Below are 17,621 nucleotides of genomic sequence, written 5' to 3' on the forward strand. Positions count from 1 at the left end.
GCCCGCCTTGTCCTCCTTCCCCCCCGAATCCCCCCGCGAGCACCAGATCCTGAACCCGGCCACCGAAGAGGTCGTGGCCACCGTCGCGGCCTCCACCGCCGTCGACGTCGACGCGGCGGTCGTACGGGCCGCCGCGGCGCAGCGCGCCTGGTCGGCCACAGCCCCCGCCGACCGTGCCCGCCTCCTGCGCCGCTTCGCCACCACCGTCGACGAACACGTCGAGGAACTCGCCCGGCTGGAGGTCCGCGAGGCCGGCCACACCCTCGGCAACGCCCGCTGGGAGGCGGGCAACGTACGCGACCTGCTCGACTTCGCCGCCGGGGGAGTGGAACGCCTCAGCGGCCGCCAGATCCCGGTCGCGGGCGGCCTGGACATCACCCTCCTCGAACCGCTCGGCGTGATCGGGGTCATCGCGCCCTGGAACTTCCCCATGCCGATCGCGGCCTGGGGCACCGCCCCCGCGCTGGCCGCCGGCAACGCCGTCGTCCTCAAACCCGCCGAGACCACGCCGCTGACCGCCCTGCGCCTCGCCGGACTCGCCCTCGAAGCCGGGCTCCCCGAGAACCTCTTCCAGGTCCTGCCGGGAGCGGGCGACGTGGCGGGCGACGCCCTGGTCGGGCACCCCGGCGTGGCGAAGATCGTCTTCACCGGCTCCACCCGCGTCGGCAAGCAGATCATGGCCAAGTGCGCCGACCGGGTGAAGCGCGTGACCCTCGAACTCGGCGGAAAGAGCCCCAACATCGTCTTCGCCGACGCCGACATCGAGGCCGCCGTCGCCGCCACCCCCATGTCCTTCCTGGACAACTCCGGCCAGGACTGCTGCGCCCGTACCCGCATCCTCGTCCAGCGCACGGCGTACGACCGCTTCCTGGAACTGCTCGCACCCGCCGTCGAGAGCGTGGTGGTCGGCGACCCGTCGGACGACAGGACGCAGATGGGCCCGCTGATCTCCAAGGCCCAGCTGGAGCGGGTGCGTTCGTACGTCCCCGAGGGCGCGGAGGCGATCCGCGGCAGCGCCCCCGAGGGCCCCGGCTTCTGGTTCCCGCCGACCGTCCTCACCGACGCGGGGCCTGACTCGGCCGCCGCGACGGAGGAGGTCTTCGGCCCGGTCGCCGTCGTCCTCCCCTTCGACGACGAGGCCGACGCGGTCCGCCTCGCCAACGCCACCGACTACGGCCTGTCCGGCTCCATCTGGACCCGTGACGTGGGCCGCGCCCTGCGCGTCTCCCAGGCGGTCAGGGCGGGCAACCTGTCCGTCAACTCCCACAGCAGCGTCCGCTACTCGACCCCCTTCGGCGGCTGCAAGCAGTCGGGGCTCGGCCGCGAACTGGGACCCGACGCCCTCACCGCTTTCACCGAAACCAAGAACGTCTTCATCAGCACGGAGGCCTGAGACCATGACCGACACCGAGACCGCCGGGAACGAGACCGCCGGGAACGAGACCGCCGGGAACGAACCCGCCGTCTGCCGCCGCCTGGTGGGACGCACCGCCGTCATCACCGGCGCCGGCAGCGGCATCGGCCTCGCCGCCGCGCGCCGTCTGGCCTCCGAGGGCGCGCGGGTCGTCTGCGGCGACATCGACGAGAGCGCGGGCAAGGCCGCGGCCGACGAGGTGGGCGGCACGTTCGTACGGGTCGACGTCACCGACGCCGAGCAGGTCGAGGCGCTCTTCAAGGCGGCGTACGACACCTACGGCTCGGTCGACATCGCCTTCAACAACGCCGGCATCTCGCCGCCCGAGGACGATTCGATCCTGACCACGGGCCTGGAGGCGTGGAAGCGCGTCCAGGACGTCAACCTCACCTCCGTCTACCTCTGCTGCAAGGCCGCCATCCCCTACATGCAGCGCCAGGGCCGCGGTTCCGTCATCAACACCGCGTCGTTCGTCGCGATCATGGGCGCGGCCACCTCCCAGATCTCGTACACGGCGTCCAAGGGCGGCGTTCTCGCCATGTCGCGCGAGCTGGGCGTGCAGTTCGCCCGCGAGGGCATCCGCGTGAACGCGCTCTGCCCGGGGCCGGTCAACACCCCGCTCCTCCAGGAGCTGTTCGCCAGCGACCCGGAGCGGGCCGCGCGCCGGCTCGTCCACATCCCGGCCGGCCGCTTCGCGGAGGCGGACGAGATCGCGGCGGCGGTGGCCTTCCTGGCCAGTGACGACTCGTCGTTCGTCAACGCCACCGACTTTCTGGTCGACGGAGGCATCGCGGGCGCGTACGTGACCCCTCTCTAAACCGGTGGCCCGGGGCCGGGCCGACGACCTCGTCCCGGCCTTCCGGTCCAGAAGGCCTGCACGCCAGAAGGTCTACAGGAACGTGCGGCCCTCGCCCCGGTACGTCGGTACGGTCGCCGTCACCGCATCGCCCTCGATCAGGTGAAGCGCGTCGAACCGCTCGCACATCTCGCCCGCCTTCGCGTGCCGGAACCACACCTTGTCGCCGATCAGCAGGTCGTCGGCGGGCGAGCCGAGCAGCGGTGTCTGCACCTCACCGGCCCCCTCCCGGGGGTCGTACCGCAGTCCCTCCGGGAGGTACGGGACGGGCACCCGGTCGGGGCCCGCGGCTCCCGAAGCGGGGTAGCCGCCACCGAGCACCGTCACCACGCCCACGCCCGGCCTGCGCACGACGGGCTGCGCGAAGAGCGCGGCCGGCCGGCCGGTGAACGAGGTGTAGTTGTCGAAGAGCCGCGGTACGTACAGCCCGGAACCGGCCGCGATCTCGGTCACCGCGCGCTCGGCGGCGGTGTGCTGGACGCTGCCGGTACCGCCGCCGTTGACGAACTCCAGGTCCGGCGCCACGGCCCGTACCGCCCGCACGACGGCCGCCCGACGGGCCGCCAGTTCCCTGCGCGCCGCCCCCTGCATCACCCTGATCGCCAGGGAACGCACCGGCCGCCCCGTGACCGCGTCCCCGACCCCGGCCACATGTCCCTCGTACGCCATGACGCCCACCAGCCGGAAGCCGGGCCGGCGGACCACCGACCGGGCCAGCTCGGCCAGCTGGGCGGGCTCGCGCAGCGGCGACCGCAGCGAGCCTATCCGGACGCGGCCCCCGAGCAGCCGCAACGACGTGTCCAGTTCCAGGCAGACCCGGATCTCCTCCCGGCCGCCCTCCCTGGCCCGGTCGATCAGCTCCAGCTGCGCCGGATCGTCGACCGTCACGGTCACGGCGGCGGCCAGCTTCGCGTCCCCGGCCAGCTCGGCGAACGCCGCGCGGTCCGCCGACGGATAAGCGAGCAGCACGTCCTCGAACCCCGATCGCGCGAGCCACAGCGACTCGGCCAGCGTGAACGACATCAGCCCCGCGAACCCGTCCCGTGCCAGCACCCGTTCCAGCAGTGCCCGGCAGCGTACGGACTTGCTCGCCACCCGGACCGGCTTGCCCGCCGCCCGGCGGACCAGGTCGGCTGCGTTGGCGTCGAACGCCTCCAGGTCGACGACGGCGACGGGAGCGTCGAGGTGGGCGGTGGCCCGGTCGTACCGGACCCGGTCGGCAGCGCGCGGTGTCATGGCCAGAGCTTGCCAGAGCGGATTACCGCTGGGTAGAGGAATCATCATCCGGTCAGATCCCCACGAGTCCCTACGAGTTCCCACGCGCCCGGGGACTGATTGTCACCCGGCCCGCGCCAGCCCGTAGAGTGACGCCCACGCGGTGAGGACACGAACGGACCTGCCCCGAAAGGCGATTGTGCATCGCGGGGTGACAGGCCGGGTGAAGCACGAACAGGGGGGCGGATGAGCACCGAGGCACACCGTGCCCCTCTTCCCCCCGCCCCACCACGCCACCCCTCCCGGCCACCTGGCACACCCCGCCGCCCCCGGCCGCGCCGGAGCCCGCAGCCCCGGCTTCTCCCCCCGCGCCGAGCACCCCTGCCCCCGCTCCCGGCGCATCCGGCCGGGCCGCCCCCGTGCCGTGTCCTCCCGCCTCCGCGCCGGCGCCTTCGCCCGGTGCCGCCGGCCGGGCCGCTCCCGTCCCCGCGCCGCGTCGCCCCGCTCAGGCGCCCGCTCCCGGCACGGGCGGTCACCCTGCCCCCGCCCCGGCGCAGGCCCCCGGTGCGGGCAGCCAGGCCGGGCCCGCTCCGGCGACCGCCCCGCCCCGTCCCGCCCCCGCGCCGGGCGGGGGTGACGCGAGGCCGGCCGAGACCACCGCGCGGTTGCGGCCCGTGCCCGCCGGCCGTCCCGCCGTCCCGCCGGGAGCCCTGCCGCCCGAGGTCCCCCCGTCCGCGGCCCCGCCCGCCGACGCCGCACGGCACGGCGCCGTGGGTGCCGTCGGCGTGTCGCCCGGGCCCGGCATGCCCCGCCCCGCCCGGTTCGCGGCGCCCCGGCACTGGGCGGCGCCGGAGGCACCGGCCGAGACCACCACCCGGCTGCGGCCCGTCCGTACCCGCCGCCCCGCCCGCGTCGTGGCCGCCGCGGCCTGCCTCGTACTCGGGCTCGGACTCATCGGCGGTGCCGTCACCGGGAGCTGGCTCACCGGCGGCGCGGACGCCGAGGACGGCACCCCCTCCGGGTACGCCGAGGCGCGGGACCTCTGGCACAGCGTGCCCGTCGACACGCTCTTCCCGCGCACCCTCGACGGCAACGGCGCGGGCCCCGGAGGCGCCGACCGCGTCTGGACGCGCGTCGCCGTCGCCCCCGAGAGCGGCTGCGCGAAAGCCCTCGACCCGCTGCTGCTCAAGGCGGTGCGGCCGGTCGGCTGCCTGCGCCTCCTGCGCGCCACCTACACCGACGCCACCACCAGCAGTGTCACCACGGTCGGCATGGTCTTCACCGAGGCGGACGCACCGGCCATGAAGGCCCTGCGCGCCCGCTTCACCCACGAGGGCCTCGCCGACCGCACCGACCTGATGCCCCGTACCTACCCCGCCGAGGGCACCGTCGCCGAGGGATTCGGCGACCGGCAGCGCGCGAGCTGGACGGTGAGCGTGCTCACCGACGTCCCCGCCATCGTGTACGCCGTGTCCGGCTTCGCCGACGGCCGCACCGTTCCCGACCCGCAGCCCGCCCGCCGGGCCACCGCGAGCGGCGCGACGACCGCCCCCGCCCAGGCGGGGCTGGGCCACGAGGCGAAGGGCGTCGCCGACCGCGTCGAACGCGGCCTCCGCACGACCGCACGACCGGCTCCGGAGACCACCCGATGAACCGACCGAACCGCCCGTCCCGCACAGCCCGCCGCGCCCTCGCCGCCACCCTCGCGGCCACCGCCCTCGCCCTGCTGCCCCCGCCCCCGCCCACGCCGACACCATCCGGGCCCAGCAGTGGGCGCTCGACGCGATGCACACCGACCAGGCCTGGCGCACGACCAAGGGCGAGGGCGCCACCGTCGCCGTACTGGACACCGGCGTGGACGGCAGCCACCCCGACCTCGAAGGCCGGGTCCTGGAGGGCAAGGACCTCATAGGCTTCGGAGCCCGCAAGGGCGACCGCGCCTGGGCCCGGCACGGCACCGCCATGGCCGGGATCATCGCCGGGCACGGAAACGGCCCCGGCCGCGCCGACGGCGTGGTCGGCATCGCACCCGAGGCGAAGATCCTCCCGGTCCGCGTGATCCTCGAAGGCGCCGACCCCGCCCGCAAGAGGTCCCGGTCCACCCGTGGCCACGCCCTCGCCGAGGGCATCCGCTGGGCGGCCGACCACGGCGCCGACGTCATCAACCTCTCCCTCGGCGACGACAGCAAGTCCGCCCACCCCGAAGCCGCCGAGGACGCCGCCGTCCAGTACGCGCTCGCCAAGGGCGCCGTCGTCGTCGCCTCCGCCGGCAACAGCGGCGAGGAGGGCGACCACATCTCGTACCCCGCCGCCTATCCCGGTGTGATCGCGGTGGCCGCCGTGGACAGCTCCGGCACGCACGCCTCCTTCTCCACCCGCCGCTGGTACGCGACCGTCAGCGCCCCGGGCGTCGACGTGATCATCGCCGATCCCGACCGCCGCTACTACGAGGGCTGGGGCACCAGCGCCGCCGCCGCCTTCGTCTCCGGCGCGGCCGCCCTCGTACGCTCCGCATACCCGGAACTGACTCCCGCCCAGGTCAAGAAGCTCCTCGCCGACACCGCCCGCGACGCGCCCGAGGGCGGCCGCGACGACGCCCGAGGCTACGGCTTCGTCGATCCGGCCGCCGCGCTCGAGGCCGCCGCCGAGCTGCGTCCCGCGGACCTCCGTCCGGCCTCCGCCCCGTACGGCAGGAAGTTCTTCGGCACGGGCCCCGAACCGGCCCCCGAGGACGACGGACCGGCCGGCTGGCTCGCCCCCGCCGCAGGCGGCGCCGGCGTGCTGCTGCTGGCCGCGGCGGTCGTCCTGTGGCGCGCCGGCCGCGTCACGGGCGCCCGCCGGTTCTCCTGACGGCCGCCCCGACGGCCGCCCGCGCCACCTCCTCCACCACCGCGATCCCCGCCTCCCTGGTGGCGTGCCCCTCCGACAGAACGGCGACCAGCACACCCCGCCCGTCCACCTCCACCCGCCCGATGCTGTGCACGGCCCACAGCCCGGTGGCGTCCCGCGGCATCCACCCGTTCTTGAGCGCGGCGCCGGAACCGGCCGCGGACACCCCCCAGTCCTGACCGGCGGCGACCTGCCCCATCAAGGCCCCGATGTACGTACGGGACCCCTCGTCCAGCACACCGGGCCCGGCCCCGAACACCGCCCGCAGCAGCGCCACCTGATCCCTCGCGGTGGTCCGCGTACGCCCCCACGCCCGGTCCGCCACCGTCTGTGTGAGCCCGAGCCGGGCCTGCGCCGCGTCCAGCCCCGCCGCGCCGCCGATCACCGCCCACAGCGCCGACGCCGCGTCGTTGTCACTGCGCCGGATCATGGCCTCGGCGCACCGCCGCTCCTCCCGCGCCAGAGCCCGCCCCTCGTCCCGCGCCCGGAGCAGCAGCGCCGCGAGGATGCCCACCTTGACGACGCTCGCGGCGGGGAAGCGGCCCTCCCCGTACACGGCGCACCGCCCGCTCCCCGGCCCGGACACGGCGAAGGACACCTCCATGGCAGGAGCGGTGCCCGCGGGCCCCGTGGGAAAACCCCCGCCGGCCGGCGGCTAGGCTCGGGGCGTGGCGCTCAAGAACATTCCGGACCCCGGTTTCTCCGAAGACGACGGCACCGCCGACCCGCGGCTGACCGCGGCGCTCGCCGCCTGGGCCGAGGATCCGGCGGCGGAGCCGCAGGTCCTCGAAGCGCTGACCGGCGCCCGCCTCCTGGTTCCGGTCGTCGCCGTACTCGGCGAGGTGGAGACGGACGAGAACGGCCTGCGCCGCGAGAAGACCAGCGACATGGCCGTGCCGACCCTCCAGGCCGGCGAGCGCCGCGCCCTGCCCGCCTTCACCTCCACCGAGGCCCTGGCCCGCTGGAACCCCGAGGCGCGCCCCGTCGCCGTACCCCTGGGCCAGGCGCTCCAGGCCCTCGCCCACGAGCGGGCCGACACGCTGGTCCTCGACCTGGCCGGGCCGGTCCCGTACCAGCTCACCGGTTCCGCGCTGCTCGCCGCCGCCGAGGGCCGCAGCAGCGCGGCGCCGCTCGACGACCCGGCCGTCACCGAGGCGGTACGCGCCGCTGTGGCCGCGGAGCCCGCCGTACTGCGCGCCCACCTCGGTCCGGGCAGCGCGGACGGCACTCTGGCCCTGGTCCTCGACCCCGGTGCCGAACCGGCCGGGGCGGCCCGCCGCGTCGCCGGGGCGCTGGCCGCCGACGAGACGCTGAGGGCCCGCCTGGTGCGCGGCCTCGACCTGGCCCTGTTGCCGCCCGGCGCGGTCCCGCCGGGCGAGCCCCTCTTCACGCGCTGAAGGCCGTACGCGCCGAGGCCCCGGCCCCCACGAGCGGGGGACCGGGGCCTCGGCGTTCTGTCCGCGGGCGTCCGCGGGTCAGCCGTAGACCGGGCCGGTGTACTTCTCGCCGGGGCCCTGGCCGACCTCGTCCGGCACGGCCGACGCCTCGCGGAAGGCCAGTTGCAGGGACTTCAGCCCGTCCCGCAGCGGCGCCGCGTGGAAGGAGCTGATCTCGGTCGCGCTCGCGTCCAGCAGACCGGCCAGCGCGTGCACCAGCTTGCGGGCCTCGTCGAGGTCCTTGTGGGCGTCGCCGTCCTCGGTGAGGCCGAGCTTCACGGCGGCGGCGCTCATCAGGTTGACCGCCACCGTCACGATCACCTCGACTGCCGGGACTTCCGCGATGTCGCGCGTCATGGCGTCGAAGTCGGGGGATTCATTGGGGGAGGTCGCGTCACTCATGACGCACACGATATGCCCCGGTCGGCAGCGCTCCGGCTCCGGTCCGGCCGGGTTCGCCCGTTCCGCAGAGAGCTGCTAACCTTGCGTAATGACCGGCCGGACACCTGTGTGCCCGGCCCACAAGTGGAGGCTCCGATCTCCCACCCGACTGTCCTCGCGGACTGCGGGTCACCGGTCAGGCGGCCCCATCGTTCCGTACGGACGATGGAGCCGCTCGATGCGCCCCGTGGTGGTAGATGCACGGTGGTGTTCCGGTATTTCCAGGAGCCCCGCCTGTGTTCCCGTCCGGGGCATTTTTCATGGCTCCCTTCGGTTGGTCTCACGAAACAGACGTTGCGCGGCTGTCTGCCAGACAGTCGTGTGGTGCTACTGAGGAGGATCCATCAGCGCTGAGCCCCGCATTAACGACCGGATTCGCGTTCCCGAGGTGCGACTCGTCGGACCCAGCGGCGAGCAGGTCGGCATTGTGCCCCTTGCGAAGGCCCTGGAGCTTGCGCAGGAGTACGACCTCGACCTGGTCGAGGTCGCGGCGACCGCCCGTCCGCCCGTGTGCAAGCTCATGGACTACGGGAAGTTCAAGTACGAGTCGGCCATGAAGGCCCGTGAGGCGCGCAAGAACCAGGCGCACACGGTCATCAAGGAAATGAAGCTCCGGCCGAAGATCGACCCGCACGACTATGACACCAAGAAGGGTCATGTCGTCCGGTTCCTCAAGCAGGGCGACAAGGTCAAGATCACAATCATGTTCCGTGGTCGTGAGCAGTCCCGCCCCGAACTTGGTTTCCGACTGCTTCAGCGTCTGGCTTCGGACGTCGAGGACCTTGGCTTCATTGAGTCGAGCCCCAAGCAGGACGGCCGAAACATGATCATGGTTCTCGGCCCGCACAAGAAGAAGACCGAGGCCATGGCCGAGGCTCGCGAGGCCCAGGCGGCCCGCAAGGCCGAACGCCAGGGCGGTGCCACCGACGAGGCCGAGCAGGCCGAGCCGGCGGACGAGGTCCAGCCCGAAACCCCTTCCGAAGCGTGATTCACGGGGCTGCCATCCAGGCGGCCCCGGATTCCGCCCGGAAGTCCACACCAACGATCTGACGCTCCCGCTGTCCGGCCGTACGCGCCGGGGGAACGCCACTGACGAGGAGAGAACGGCGCCATGCCGAAGAACAAGACGCACAGCGGTGCCAGCAAGCGCTTCAAGCTCACCGGCTCCGGCAAGGTCATGCGCGAGAAGGCCGGCAAGCGCCACCTCCTGGAGCACAAGTCCTCCAAGAAGACCCGCTCGCTGACCGGCGCCACCGTGGTGTCCCCGGCGGACGCCCCGAAGATCAAGAAGCTTCTCGGCAAGTGATGTCGCGGCTCCGGGTGACCGGAGCGCGACGTCAGGGCGACCGAGACCAATTCGTTTCCGGGCCGTGTGAGTTCCACCGCGGCCCCGCTACAAGGAGTTAACAAGTGGCACGCGTCAAGCGGGCAGTCAACGCCCACAAGAAGCGCCGGGCAATCCTCGAGGCGGCCAAGGGCTACCGCGGTCAGCGTTCGCGCCTGTACCGCAAGGCCAAGGAGCAGGTCACCCACTCCCTGGTCTACAACTACAACGACCGCAAGAAGCGCAAGGGCGACTTCCGTCAGCTGTGGATCCAGCGCATCAACGCCGCTGCCCGCCAGAACGGCATGACGTACAACCGCCTCATCCAGGGTCTGAAGGCCGCCAACATCGAGGTGGACCGCAAGATCCTGGCCGAGCTCGCGGTCAACGACGCCAACGCGTTCGCCGCGCTCGTCGAGGTCGCCCAGAAGGCGCTCCCGAGCGACGTCAACGCCCCGAAGACCGCCGCCTGATCTCAGGCAGCACCTCTTCGTCCACCGGACCCGCAGGCGTTCGCCGCCTGCGGGTCCGGTGCGTTGTACCCCACGCGCACGACCCCTTTCGTACGCAGAGACCCGTACGCAGAGATACGCAGAGAAGTGAGCCGCCGACCATGGGCACCCCCGAGCTGATCTCCCCGCGATCCCCGCGCGTCGCCGCCGCCAAGCGGCTGGCCAAGCGGAGCTTCCGCGGCAAGGAGCGCCGGTTCATCGCCGAGGGGCCGCAGGCCGTGCGCGAGGCCGTCGAACACCGCGGCGACAGCGGCGAGGCGACCCTGATCGAGCTCTTCGCCACCGTCGAGGCCGCCGAGCGGTACGCCGGGATCGTCGACGCCGCCCGTGCCGCCGGCGCCCGCGTGCACCTGGCCCCCGACGAGGTGCTCGCCGAGGTCTCGCAGACCGTCACCCCGCAGGGCATCGTCGGCGTCTGCCGCTTCCTGGACTCGCCCTTCGAGGAGATCCTCGCGGCGAAGCCCCGGCTGGTCGCCGTCCTGGCGCACGTCCGCGACCCCGGGAACGCCGGTACGGTGCTGCGCTGCGCGGACGCCGCCGGCGCCGACGCGGTCGTCCTCACGGACGCCTCCGTCGACCTCTACAACCCCAAGTCCGTGCGCGCCTCGGTCGGTTCGCTCTTCCACCTGCCGGTCGCCGTCGGTGTCCCCGTCGAGCAGGCCGTCAGCGGGCTGAAGAGCGCGGGCGTACGCATCCTGGCGGCCGACGGCGCGGGCGACGACGACCTCGACGACGAACTCGACGCGGGCACCATGGGCGGGCCCTCCGCCTGGGTCTTCGGCAACGAGGCGTGGGGCCTGCCGGAGGAGACCCGCGCTCTCGCGGACGCCGTGGTGCGCGTCCCGATCCACGGCAGGGCCGAGAGCCTCAACCTCGCCACGGCCGCCGCCGTGTGCCTCTACGCCTCCGCGCGTGCGCAGCGTGCTTCCGGAGGGTGCCGCAGCGTCACCTCCAGCTAGTAGGGTGGCGGGCTCGGGGACCCTCCCCCGAGCTCTCGGCTTCGCCTGGACTCTCGGTTTCGTCCGGGCAGGGAGGGGCCCCTGAGCAGGGAGGTATCTCCTCCGCCATTCGGAAGAGGTGGGATACGGGGATGGCTGTCGGCACGAGCGGTCCGTCGAAGGCGAGCGGTTCCCTGCCGCGTCCGTCCGCGGGGACGGACGGTCACGGGATCGATCCCGACGACCTCCCCGACGGCCTCGCCGTCGCCGACGAGAGCGGCCGCGTCATCTGCTTCAACGCCGCCGCGTCGCGGATCACCGCCATCCCGAAGGACGCCGCGCTCGGCAGGCCCCTGGAGACCGCGCTGCCCCTCGAAGACCTCGAAGGCCGCCGCTGGTGGAGCCTGACCGATCCGTACGGCGGACTCGCCATCCGGGCCGGGCAGCCCGAGCGCAACCTGCTGCTGCCCGGCGGCCGCGAAGTCCTGGTCTCCGCCCGGTACGTACGCCACGAGCCCACCGGACCCGTCCGGCGGGTCGTGGTCTGTCTGCGCGGTACGGAGGCCAGGCGCCGCACCGAGCGCAGTCACGCCGAGCTGATCGCCACCGTCGCCCACGAGCTGCGCTCCCCGCTGACCTCGGTCAAGGGGTTCACGGCGACGCTGCTCGCCAAATGGGAACGCTTCACCGACGACCAGAAGAAGCTGATGCTGGAGACCGTCGACGCCGACGCGAGCCGGATCACCCGGCTGATCGCCGAGCTGCTCGACATCTCCCGCATCGACTCCGGACGCCTTGAGGTCCGCAGGCAGCCCGTGGACATCCCGACGGCGGTCGGCCGCCACGTCCAGGCGCACATCTCCAACGGCCAGCCGCCGGACCGCTTCCTCGTCCGTGTCCGGCAGCCGCTGCCCGATCTCTGGGCAGACCCGGACAAGATCGACCAGGTGCTGGGCAACCTGCTGGAAAATGCGGTGCGGCACGGGGCGGGAACGGTCACCATCGAGGTGGGAACGGCCCTGATGAGGACCGGCGACCATCCGACGAAGGGAACAGCCGTGACCGTGAGCGACGAAGGCCCCGGCATTCCCGAGGAGTCGATGGGCCGCGTCTTCACCCGGTTCTGGCGGGGCAGCAAGCGCGGTGGCACCGGTCTCGGCCTGTACATCGTCAAGGGCATCGTCGAGGCGCACGGCGGTTCGATCACCGTCGGCCGCGGTCCCGGCGGCGGCGCCGAGTTCCGATTTATTTTGCCCGTCGGCGCCCCGGCCTACCTGAAATAGGCAAGTTTGCGAAGCAATCAGGCAGGCCGGTGGCGGGCGACGGGCGGGCCTGAGCAGCCCACGGGTTTCTTCACCCTTCACGGCCTTTAGACTCGACCTTTGGCACCTTTGCGTCCTCAGTCGTCGAGCGGGGGCCACGCCACCAGCCAATCGGAAGTACGGGAAGAGATGTCCGCACCCAATAAGTCGTACGACCCTGTTGAGGTCGAGGCGCTGAAACCGGAAGAGATCGAGCGCATGCGGGACGAGGCGCTCGCCGCCTTCGACGCCGCGGCGGATCTCGACGCGCTCACCCACGCCAAGACCGCGCACACCGGCCCCGCCTCACCGCTCTCGCTCGCCAACCGTGAGATCGGCGCGCTGCCGCCGGCCGCCAAGGCCGAGGCCGGCAAGCGCGTCGGGATGGCCCGCGGCGCCGTGAACAAGGCCCTCGCCACCCGCCTCGCCGCCCTGGAGGAGGAGCGCGACGCGCGCGTGCTGGTCGAGGAGGCGGTGGACGTCACGCTGCCGTACGACCGCGTCCCGGCCGGCGCCCGGCACCCGCTGACCACGCTGATGGAGCGCGTCGCGGACGTCTTCGTGGCCATGGGCTACGAGGTCGCCGAAGGCCCCGAGGTCGAGGCGGAGTGGTTCAACTTCGACGCCCTCAACTTCGTGCCCGACCACCCGGCGCGCCAGATGCAGGACACCTTCTTCGTGCAGGGCGCCGACGGTGCCAGGAACGACGAGTCCGGTGTCGTGCTGCGCACGCACACCTCCCCGGTCCAGGCCCGCGCGCTGCTCGACCGCGAGCCGCCCGTGTACGTCGTGTGCCCCGGCCGCGTCTACCGCACCGACGAGCTCGACGCCACGCACACCCCGGTCTTCCACCAGATCGAGCTCCTCGCCGTCGACGAGGGCCTCACCATGGCCGACCTCAAGGGCACCCTCGACCACATGGTCCAGGCGCTCTTCGGCGAGGGCATGAAGACCCGGCTGCGCCCGAACTACTTCCCGTTCACCGAGCCGTCCGCCGAGATGGACATGGTCTGCTACGTCTGCCGCGGCGAGTCCGTCGGCAACCCGGACCGTCCCTGCCGCACCTGCGGCAGCGAGGGCTGGATCGAGCTGGGCGGCTGCGGCATGGTCAACCCGAAGGTGCTCACCGCCTGCGGCGTCGACCCCGCGAAGTACAGCGGATTCGCCTTCGGGTTCGGCATCGAGCGGATGCTCATGTTCCGCCACAACGTTGAAGACATGCGAGACATGGTCGAGGGTGACGTCCGGTTCACCCGGCCCTTCGGGATGGAGATCTGATGCGGGTCCCGCTTTCCTGGCTGCGGGAGTACGTCGATCTCCCCGCCACCGAGACCGGCCGTGACGTGCAGGCCAAGCTCGTGTCCGCCGGCCTGGAGGTCGAGAGGGTCGAGCAGCTCGGCGCCGGCCTCAAGGGCCCCCTGGTCGTCGGCAAGGTCCTCACCATCGAGGAACTGACGGAGTTCAAGAAGCCCATCCGCTTCTGCACCGTCGACGTCGGTACGGCCAACGGCACCGGCGAGCCGCAGGAGATCGTCTGCGGCGCCCGCAACTTCGCCGTCGGCGACAAGGTCGTCGTCGTCCTGCCCGGCGCGGTCCTGCCCGGCGACTTCGCGATCGCCGCGCGCAAGACGTACGGCAAGACCTCGCACGGCATGATCTGCTCCGGCGACGAGCTGGGCATGGGCGACGACGGCAGCAACGGCATCATCGTGCTGCCGCCCGAGTACGAGCCGGGCACCGACGCCATCGAGCTGCTCGAACTCGTCGACGAGGTCCTCGACATCGCCGTCACGCCCGACCGCGGCTACTGCCTGTCGATGCGCGGCGTCGCCCGCGAGGTCGCCACCGCGTACGGGCTGCCGCTGCGCGACCCGGCGCTGCTCGACGTGCCGGCCCCCAACTCGTACGGCTACCTCGTGAAGGTCGACGACCCGCGGGGCTGCGACCGCTTCACCGCCCGTACGGTCGTCGGCCTCCAGCCCGAGGCCCGCTCCCCGATCTGGCTGCGGCGCCGGCTGCAGAAGGCCGGGATGCGTCCGGTCTCGCTCGCGGTCGACGTCGCCAACTACGTGATGCTGGAGCTCGGCCAGCCGCTGCACACCTACGACCGGTCCCGCATCGACGGGCCGATCGGGGTGCGCCGCGCGGAGCAGGGCGAGAAGTTCACGACGCTCGACGGCACGAAGCGTGTCCTCGACGCCGAGGACCTGGTGATCACCGACAACCGCGGCCCCATCGGCCTCGCGGGTGTCATGGGCGGCGCCAACACCGAGATCGCCGACTCCGAGACCGACCCCGAGACCGGCGCCGTCAACGGCACCACCGAGGTCGTCATCGAGGCCGCGCACTTCGACGCGCTCTCCGTCGCCCGTACCGCACGGCGGCACAAGCTGTCGTCCGAGGCGTCCCGGCGCTTCGAGCGGGGCACCGACCCCGAGGCCACCTCCGCCGCCGCCCAGCGGACCGTCGACCTCCTCGTGCTGCTCGCGGGCGGCACAGCCGAGGCCGGCGTCACCGAGGTCATCGCGCCCTCCGCGCCCCGCACGGTCTCGATGCCCGCGAACCACCCCGACCGGGTGGCGGGTGTCGACTACGGCCGCGAGACCGTCGTACGCCGCCTCCAGGAGGTCGGCTGCGACGTGTACGGGCAGGACGAACTGGTCGTGACCGTGCCGTCCTGGCGCCCCGACCTGGCCTTCCCGAACGACCTGGCCGAAGAGGTCATCCGGCTGGAGGGGTACGAGAACCTCCCGTCCACCCTGCCGACGCCCCCCTCGGGCCGCGGGCTCACCGACCGGCAGCGGCTGCACCGCCGCATCGGCCGTGCGCTGGCCGGCGCGGGTTACGTCGAGGCGCTGAACTACCCGTTCATCGGCGAGACCGTGCTCGACCAGCTGGGCCTGGACGCCGACGACGCCCGCCGCCGTACGGTCAAGCTGGTCAACCCGATCTCCGACGAGGAGCCGGCGCTGCGCACCACGCTGCTGCCGGGCCTCCTCGGCGCGCTGCGCCGCAACGACGGCCGCGGCTCGCACGACCTGGCGCTCTTCGAGGCCGGTCTCGTCTTCCGGCCGACCGGGGAAGAACACAAGGCCGCGCGGCTGCCCGTCGACCGCCGACCGACCGACGAGGAGATCGCCGGTCTCAACGCCACGCTGCCGCGTCAGCCGCATCGCGCCGCCGTCGTCCTCGCGGGCGCCCGCGAGCAGGCCGGCTGGTGGGGCAAGGGCCGTCCGGGCACCTGGGCGGACGCCGTCGAGGCCGCTCGCCTGCTCGCCCGCGAGGCCGGTGCCGAGCTGATCGTGCGCGCCGACCGGCACGCGCCGTGGCACCCCGGCCGCTGCGCCGCGCTGTACGTCACGGTGAACGGCGAGGAAGTCCTCGCCGGGCACGCCGGTGAGCTGCACCCGCGCGTCATCAAGGCGCTCCACCTGCCGGAGCGCACCTGCGCCATGGAGGTCGAGACCGGCGTGCTGGAGCAGGCCGGCGCCGGAGCCCTCCGGGCGCCCCGGATCTCCACCTTCCCGGTGGCGACCCAGGACGTCGCACTGGTCGTCTCCGCCGACGTGCCCTCGGCGGACGTCGAGGCCGCGCTGCGCGAAGGAGCCGGTGAACTCCTCGAATCGCTGCGGCTGTTCGACGTGTTCACGGGTGAACAGCTCGGCGCCGGCAGGAAGTCGCTCGCGTACGCGCTGCGCTTCCGCGCCGCCGACCGCACGCTGACCGTCGAGGAGGCCTCGGCCGCCCGCGACGCCGCCGTCGCGCTCGCCGGCGAGCGCACGGGCGCGGTGCTGCGCGGGGCGTAACACCTGGTGAAGCGGTACTGAGGGGCGTATTCGGGGTTACGGATACGCCCCTCACTCATTTGGGTGAGAAGTGTGGGCAGGGTGCGCAAACCGGTACGGACGGTCGGCACAATCATTCCGGCTGCGAGGGCCGCGCGTCGTACGTCGTACAGGGCCAGCGCCTAGGGGGCCGTCGGGATGATCCGTACCAAGACCTGGCGGGGTGCGTGTGCGGGGGCGCTCTCCGTGCGGGGCGTCCTCGTCTTCGGACTCCCCGCCGTCTGGCTCGTCGCCGCGACCGTCTGGGAGCTGGCCTGCCCGTTCGCCTCCCACGGGGGGATGGCGCCCCGCTTCGTGACGTGCGCCGCCTTCCTGGCGCTGGTCGCCTATCTGCTGACGAGCGTGAGGCTCGGTCCGGTCCGGGAGCTGCGCCGGGTCCGCGAGGTCGCGCGCGCCGCCCAGCAGGTGCTGCTGCGCCCGCTGCCGCCCCGGCTCGACGGGCTCGCCGTCGCCGCGGGACAGCTCTCCGTGAGCCGTGGCGCGACGGTCGGGGGCGATCTGTACGAGGCCGTGGCCACCGCCGGGGGTGTGCGGGTCGTCATCGGTGACGTACGGGGCCACGGGCTGGCCGCGATCGGGGCGGTCGCCGCGCTGCTCGGCAGCTTCCGGGAGGCGGCGCACGACGAGGCCGACCTCGCGGGCGTCATGCGCAGGCTGGAGCGGGCGCTGCAGCGGCATCTGCGGGAGCGGTCGCGCTCCGAGCACCCGTCGGTGAGCAGTACCGATCCGGACAGTCCGCTGGCCGAGGAGTTCGTCACCGTACTCCTGCTGGAGATCCACGAGGACGGCGAGGTACTGGCGCTCAACTGCGGCCACCCGTGGCCCTACCGGCTGCGCGAGTCCGCCGAACCGCTCGCGGGCGGGGACCCGCTGCCGCCGCTCGGTCCGTTCCCGCTGCCCGACGGCCTGTCCGCACACCGCTGCACGCACCTGCTTCCCGGTGACACGCTGGTCCTGCACACCGACGGCGCCGAGGACGCCCGCAACGCCGACGGGACGTTCTTCTGCCTGCGGACGGCGCTCACCGAGGCCGCCGCCGCGGGCTCGCCGGTCTCACCCGCCGTGGTGGTGCGGCGCGTGCACACGGCGCTGCTGCGGCACACGGGCGGGCGGCTCACCGACGACGTCGCCCTGCTCGTCCTGCGCAAGGACCGCAGCCGGTCGCCGGCGGCTCCCGGGGATCAGGAGCCGCGCCGCTTACGCGCGGAGCCCTCCCACCGCTGACCGGCCGTCGCTCCGGAGCCCGGGGCCCGCTCCGTTCGCCCTGCCGTGGAGTGTCGGGCAGACCAGCGGGACGGACGGAGCGGGATCGGGCCGCCGCACTGTGATGAGGGGGGAGCCGACGGCCCGGCCGCCTCGTGGAGAGGCGCTTGAAGTCAAGCGGTCGCGGTGTGCGCGCGGGAGAGCACGCGGGGCACGAACGCGGGCATTCGGTTCACACCCCGTGTGA

At 73.2% G+C, this 17,621-nt stretch carries 15 protein-coding genes and 1 pseudogene; 13 read left to right on the forward strand and 3 right to left on the reverse strand.

Annotated features, from left to right (window positions below; genetic code table 11):
• The first annotated feature begins 7 nt into the window (after nt 1-7).
• Nucleotides 8-1,393, forward strand: coding sequence for an aldehyde dehydrogenase family protein (locus BN1555_RS26190; RefSeq protein WP_093803654.1), 1,386 nt, complete (start codon nt 8-10; stop codon nt 1,391-1,393).
• A 4-nt stretch (nt 1,394-1,397) separates the two neighbouring features.
• Nucleotides 1,398-2,231, forward strand: a complete 834-nt coding sequence (locus tag BN1555_RS26195; RefSeq protein ID WP_255306168.1) for a 3-oxoacyl-ACP reductase — start codon at nt 1,398-1,400, stop codon at nt 2,229-2,231.
• 72 nt (nt 2,232-2,303) lie between these two features.
• On the opposite strand, the gene BN1555_RS26200 is transcribed toward BN1555_RS26195, so the two are convergent.
• Nucleotides 2,304-3,506 carry an amino acid deaminase/aldolase gene (locus BN1555_RS26200; protein WP_093801672.1) on the reverse strand — a complete coding sequence of 401 codons (1,203 nt, stop codon included), beginning with the start codon at nt 3,504-3,506 and terminating at the stop codon, nt 2,304-2,306.
• Nucleotides 3,507-4,288: 782 nt separating this feature from the next.
• On the opposite strand from BN1555_RS26200, the gene BN1555_RS26205 reads away from it, so the two are divergent.
• Nucleotides 4,289-5,137 (forward strand): hypothetical protein, encoded by an 849-nt coding sequence (locus tag BN1555_RS26205; protein ID WP_093803656.1) that lies wholly within the window; start codon nt 4,289-4,291, stop codon nt 5,135-5,137.
• Nucleotides 5,134-6,335 (forward strand): annotated as a pseudogene (gene mycP / locus BN1555_RS26210) (type VII secretion-associated serine protease mycosin). The gene BN1555_RS26205 and the pseudogene mycP overlap by 4 nt, the downstream one beginning before the upstream one ends.
• On the opposite strand, the gene BN1555_RS26215 reads toward mycP, so the two are convergent.
• Nucleotides 6,310-6,978: a serine hydrolase gene (locus BN1555_RS26215; RefSeq protein WP_093801673.1), complete on the reverse strand. Its 669-nt coding sequence runs from the start codon at nt 6,976-6,978 to the stop codon at nt 6,310-6,312. The pseudogene mycP and the gene BN1555_RS26215 overlap by 26 nt on opposite strands.
• A 64-nt stretch (nt 6,979-7,042) precedes the next feature.
• Between BN1555_RS26215 and BN1555_RS26220 the strand changes: the two genes are divergently transcribed.
• Nucleotides 7,043-7,771, forward strand: a complete 729-nt coding sequence (locus BN1555_RS26220) for an SseB family protein (RefSeq protein WP_093801674.1) — start codon at nt 7,043-7,045, stop codon at nt 7,769-7,771.
• Nucleotides 7,772-7,849: 78 nt separating this feature from the next.
• On the opposite strand, the gene BN1555_RS26225 is transcribed toward BN1555_RS26220, so the two are convergent.
• On the reverse strand, nt 7,850-8,212 hold the full coding sequence (locus tag BN1555_RS26225) for a DUF1844 domain-containing protein (protein ID WP_093801675.1): 363 nt from the start codon (nt 8,210-8,212) through the stop codon (nt 7,850-7,852).
• Nucleotides 8,213-8,594: 382 nt separating this feature from the next.
• Here BN1555_RS26225 and infC point away from each other — a divergent pair, with 382 nt between their 5' ends.
• The 8 genes from infC to BN1555_RS26265 all read left to right on the forward strand — a co-directional run bounded on the left by infC (nt 8,595) and on the right by BN1555_RS26265 (nt 17,395).
• Nucleotides 8,595-9,239, forward strand: a complete 645-nt coding sequence (infC, locus tag BN1555_RS26230; RefSeq protein ID WP_255306457.1) for a translation initiation factor IF-3 — start codon at nt 8,595-8,597, stop codon at nt 9,237-9,239.
• Nucleotides 9,240-9,362: 123 nt separating this feature from the next.
• Nucleotides 9,363-9,557: a 50S ribosomal protein L35 gene (gene rpmI / locus BN1555_RS26235; RefSeq protein WP_093801676.1), complete on the forward strand. Its 195-nt coding sequence runs from the start codon at nt 9,363-9,365 to the stop codon at nt 9,555-9,557.
• Nucleotides 9,558-9,661: 104 nt separating this feature from the next.
• Complete coding sequence (gene rplT / locus BN1555_RS26240) at nt 9,662-10,048, forward strand: 50S ribosomal protein L20 (RefSeq protein ID WP_028815427.1); 387 nt, start codon at nt 9,662-9,664, stop codon at nt 10,046-10,048.
• A gap of 140 nt (nt 10,049-10,188) precedes the next feature.
• Complete coding sequence (locus BN1555_RS26245) at nt 10,189-11,046, forward strand: TrmH family RNA methyltransferase (protein ID WP_093801677.1); 858 nt, start codon at nt 10,189-10,191, stop codon at nt 11,044-11,046.
• 131 nt (nt 11,047-11,177) lie between these two features.
• Entirely contained in the window at nt 11,178-12,308 is a 1,131-nt protein-coding gene (locus BN1555_RS26250; RefSeq protein WP_093801678.1) for a sensor histidine kinase, read from the forward strand.
• Nucleotides 12,309-12,476: 168 nt separating this feature from the next.
• A complete protein-coding gene (gene pheS, locus BN1555_RS26255; protein WP_093801679.1) occupies nt 12,477-13,604 on the forward strand; it encodes a phenylalanine--tRNA ligase subunit alpha in 1,128 nt (375 codons plus the stop codon).
• Nucleotides 13,604-16,132 carry a phenylalanine--tRNA ligase subunit beta gene (pheT, locus tag BN1555_RS26260; protein ID WP_093801680.1) on the forward strand — a complete coding sequence of 843 codons (2,529 nt, stop codon included), beginning with the start codon at nt 13,604-13,606 and terminating at the stop codon, nt 16,130-16,132. Before pheS ends, pheT begins: the two co-directional genes overlap by 1 nt.
• A 177-nt stretch (nt 16,133-16,309) precedes the next feature.
• The gene (locus BN1555_RS26265) at nt 16,310-17,395 is read left to right on the forward strand and encodes a PP2C family protein-serine/threonine phosphatase (RefSeq protein ID WP_093801681.1); all 1,086 of its coding nucleotides are present in this window, start codon (nt 16,310-16,312) and stop codon (nt 17,393-17,395) included.
• Nucleotides 17,396-17,621: the final 226 nt, after the last annotated feature.

It is taken from the genome of Streptomyces sp. Wb2n-11 (assembly GCF_001049855.1).
GTDB classification, from domain to species: domain Bacteria; phylum Actinomycetota; class Actinomycetes; order Streptomycetales; family Streptomycetaceae; genus Streptomyces; species Streptomyces altiplanensis.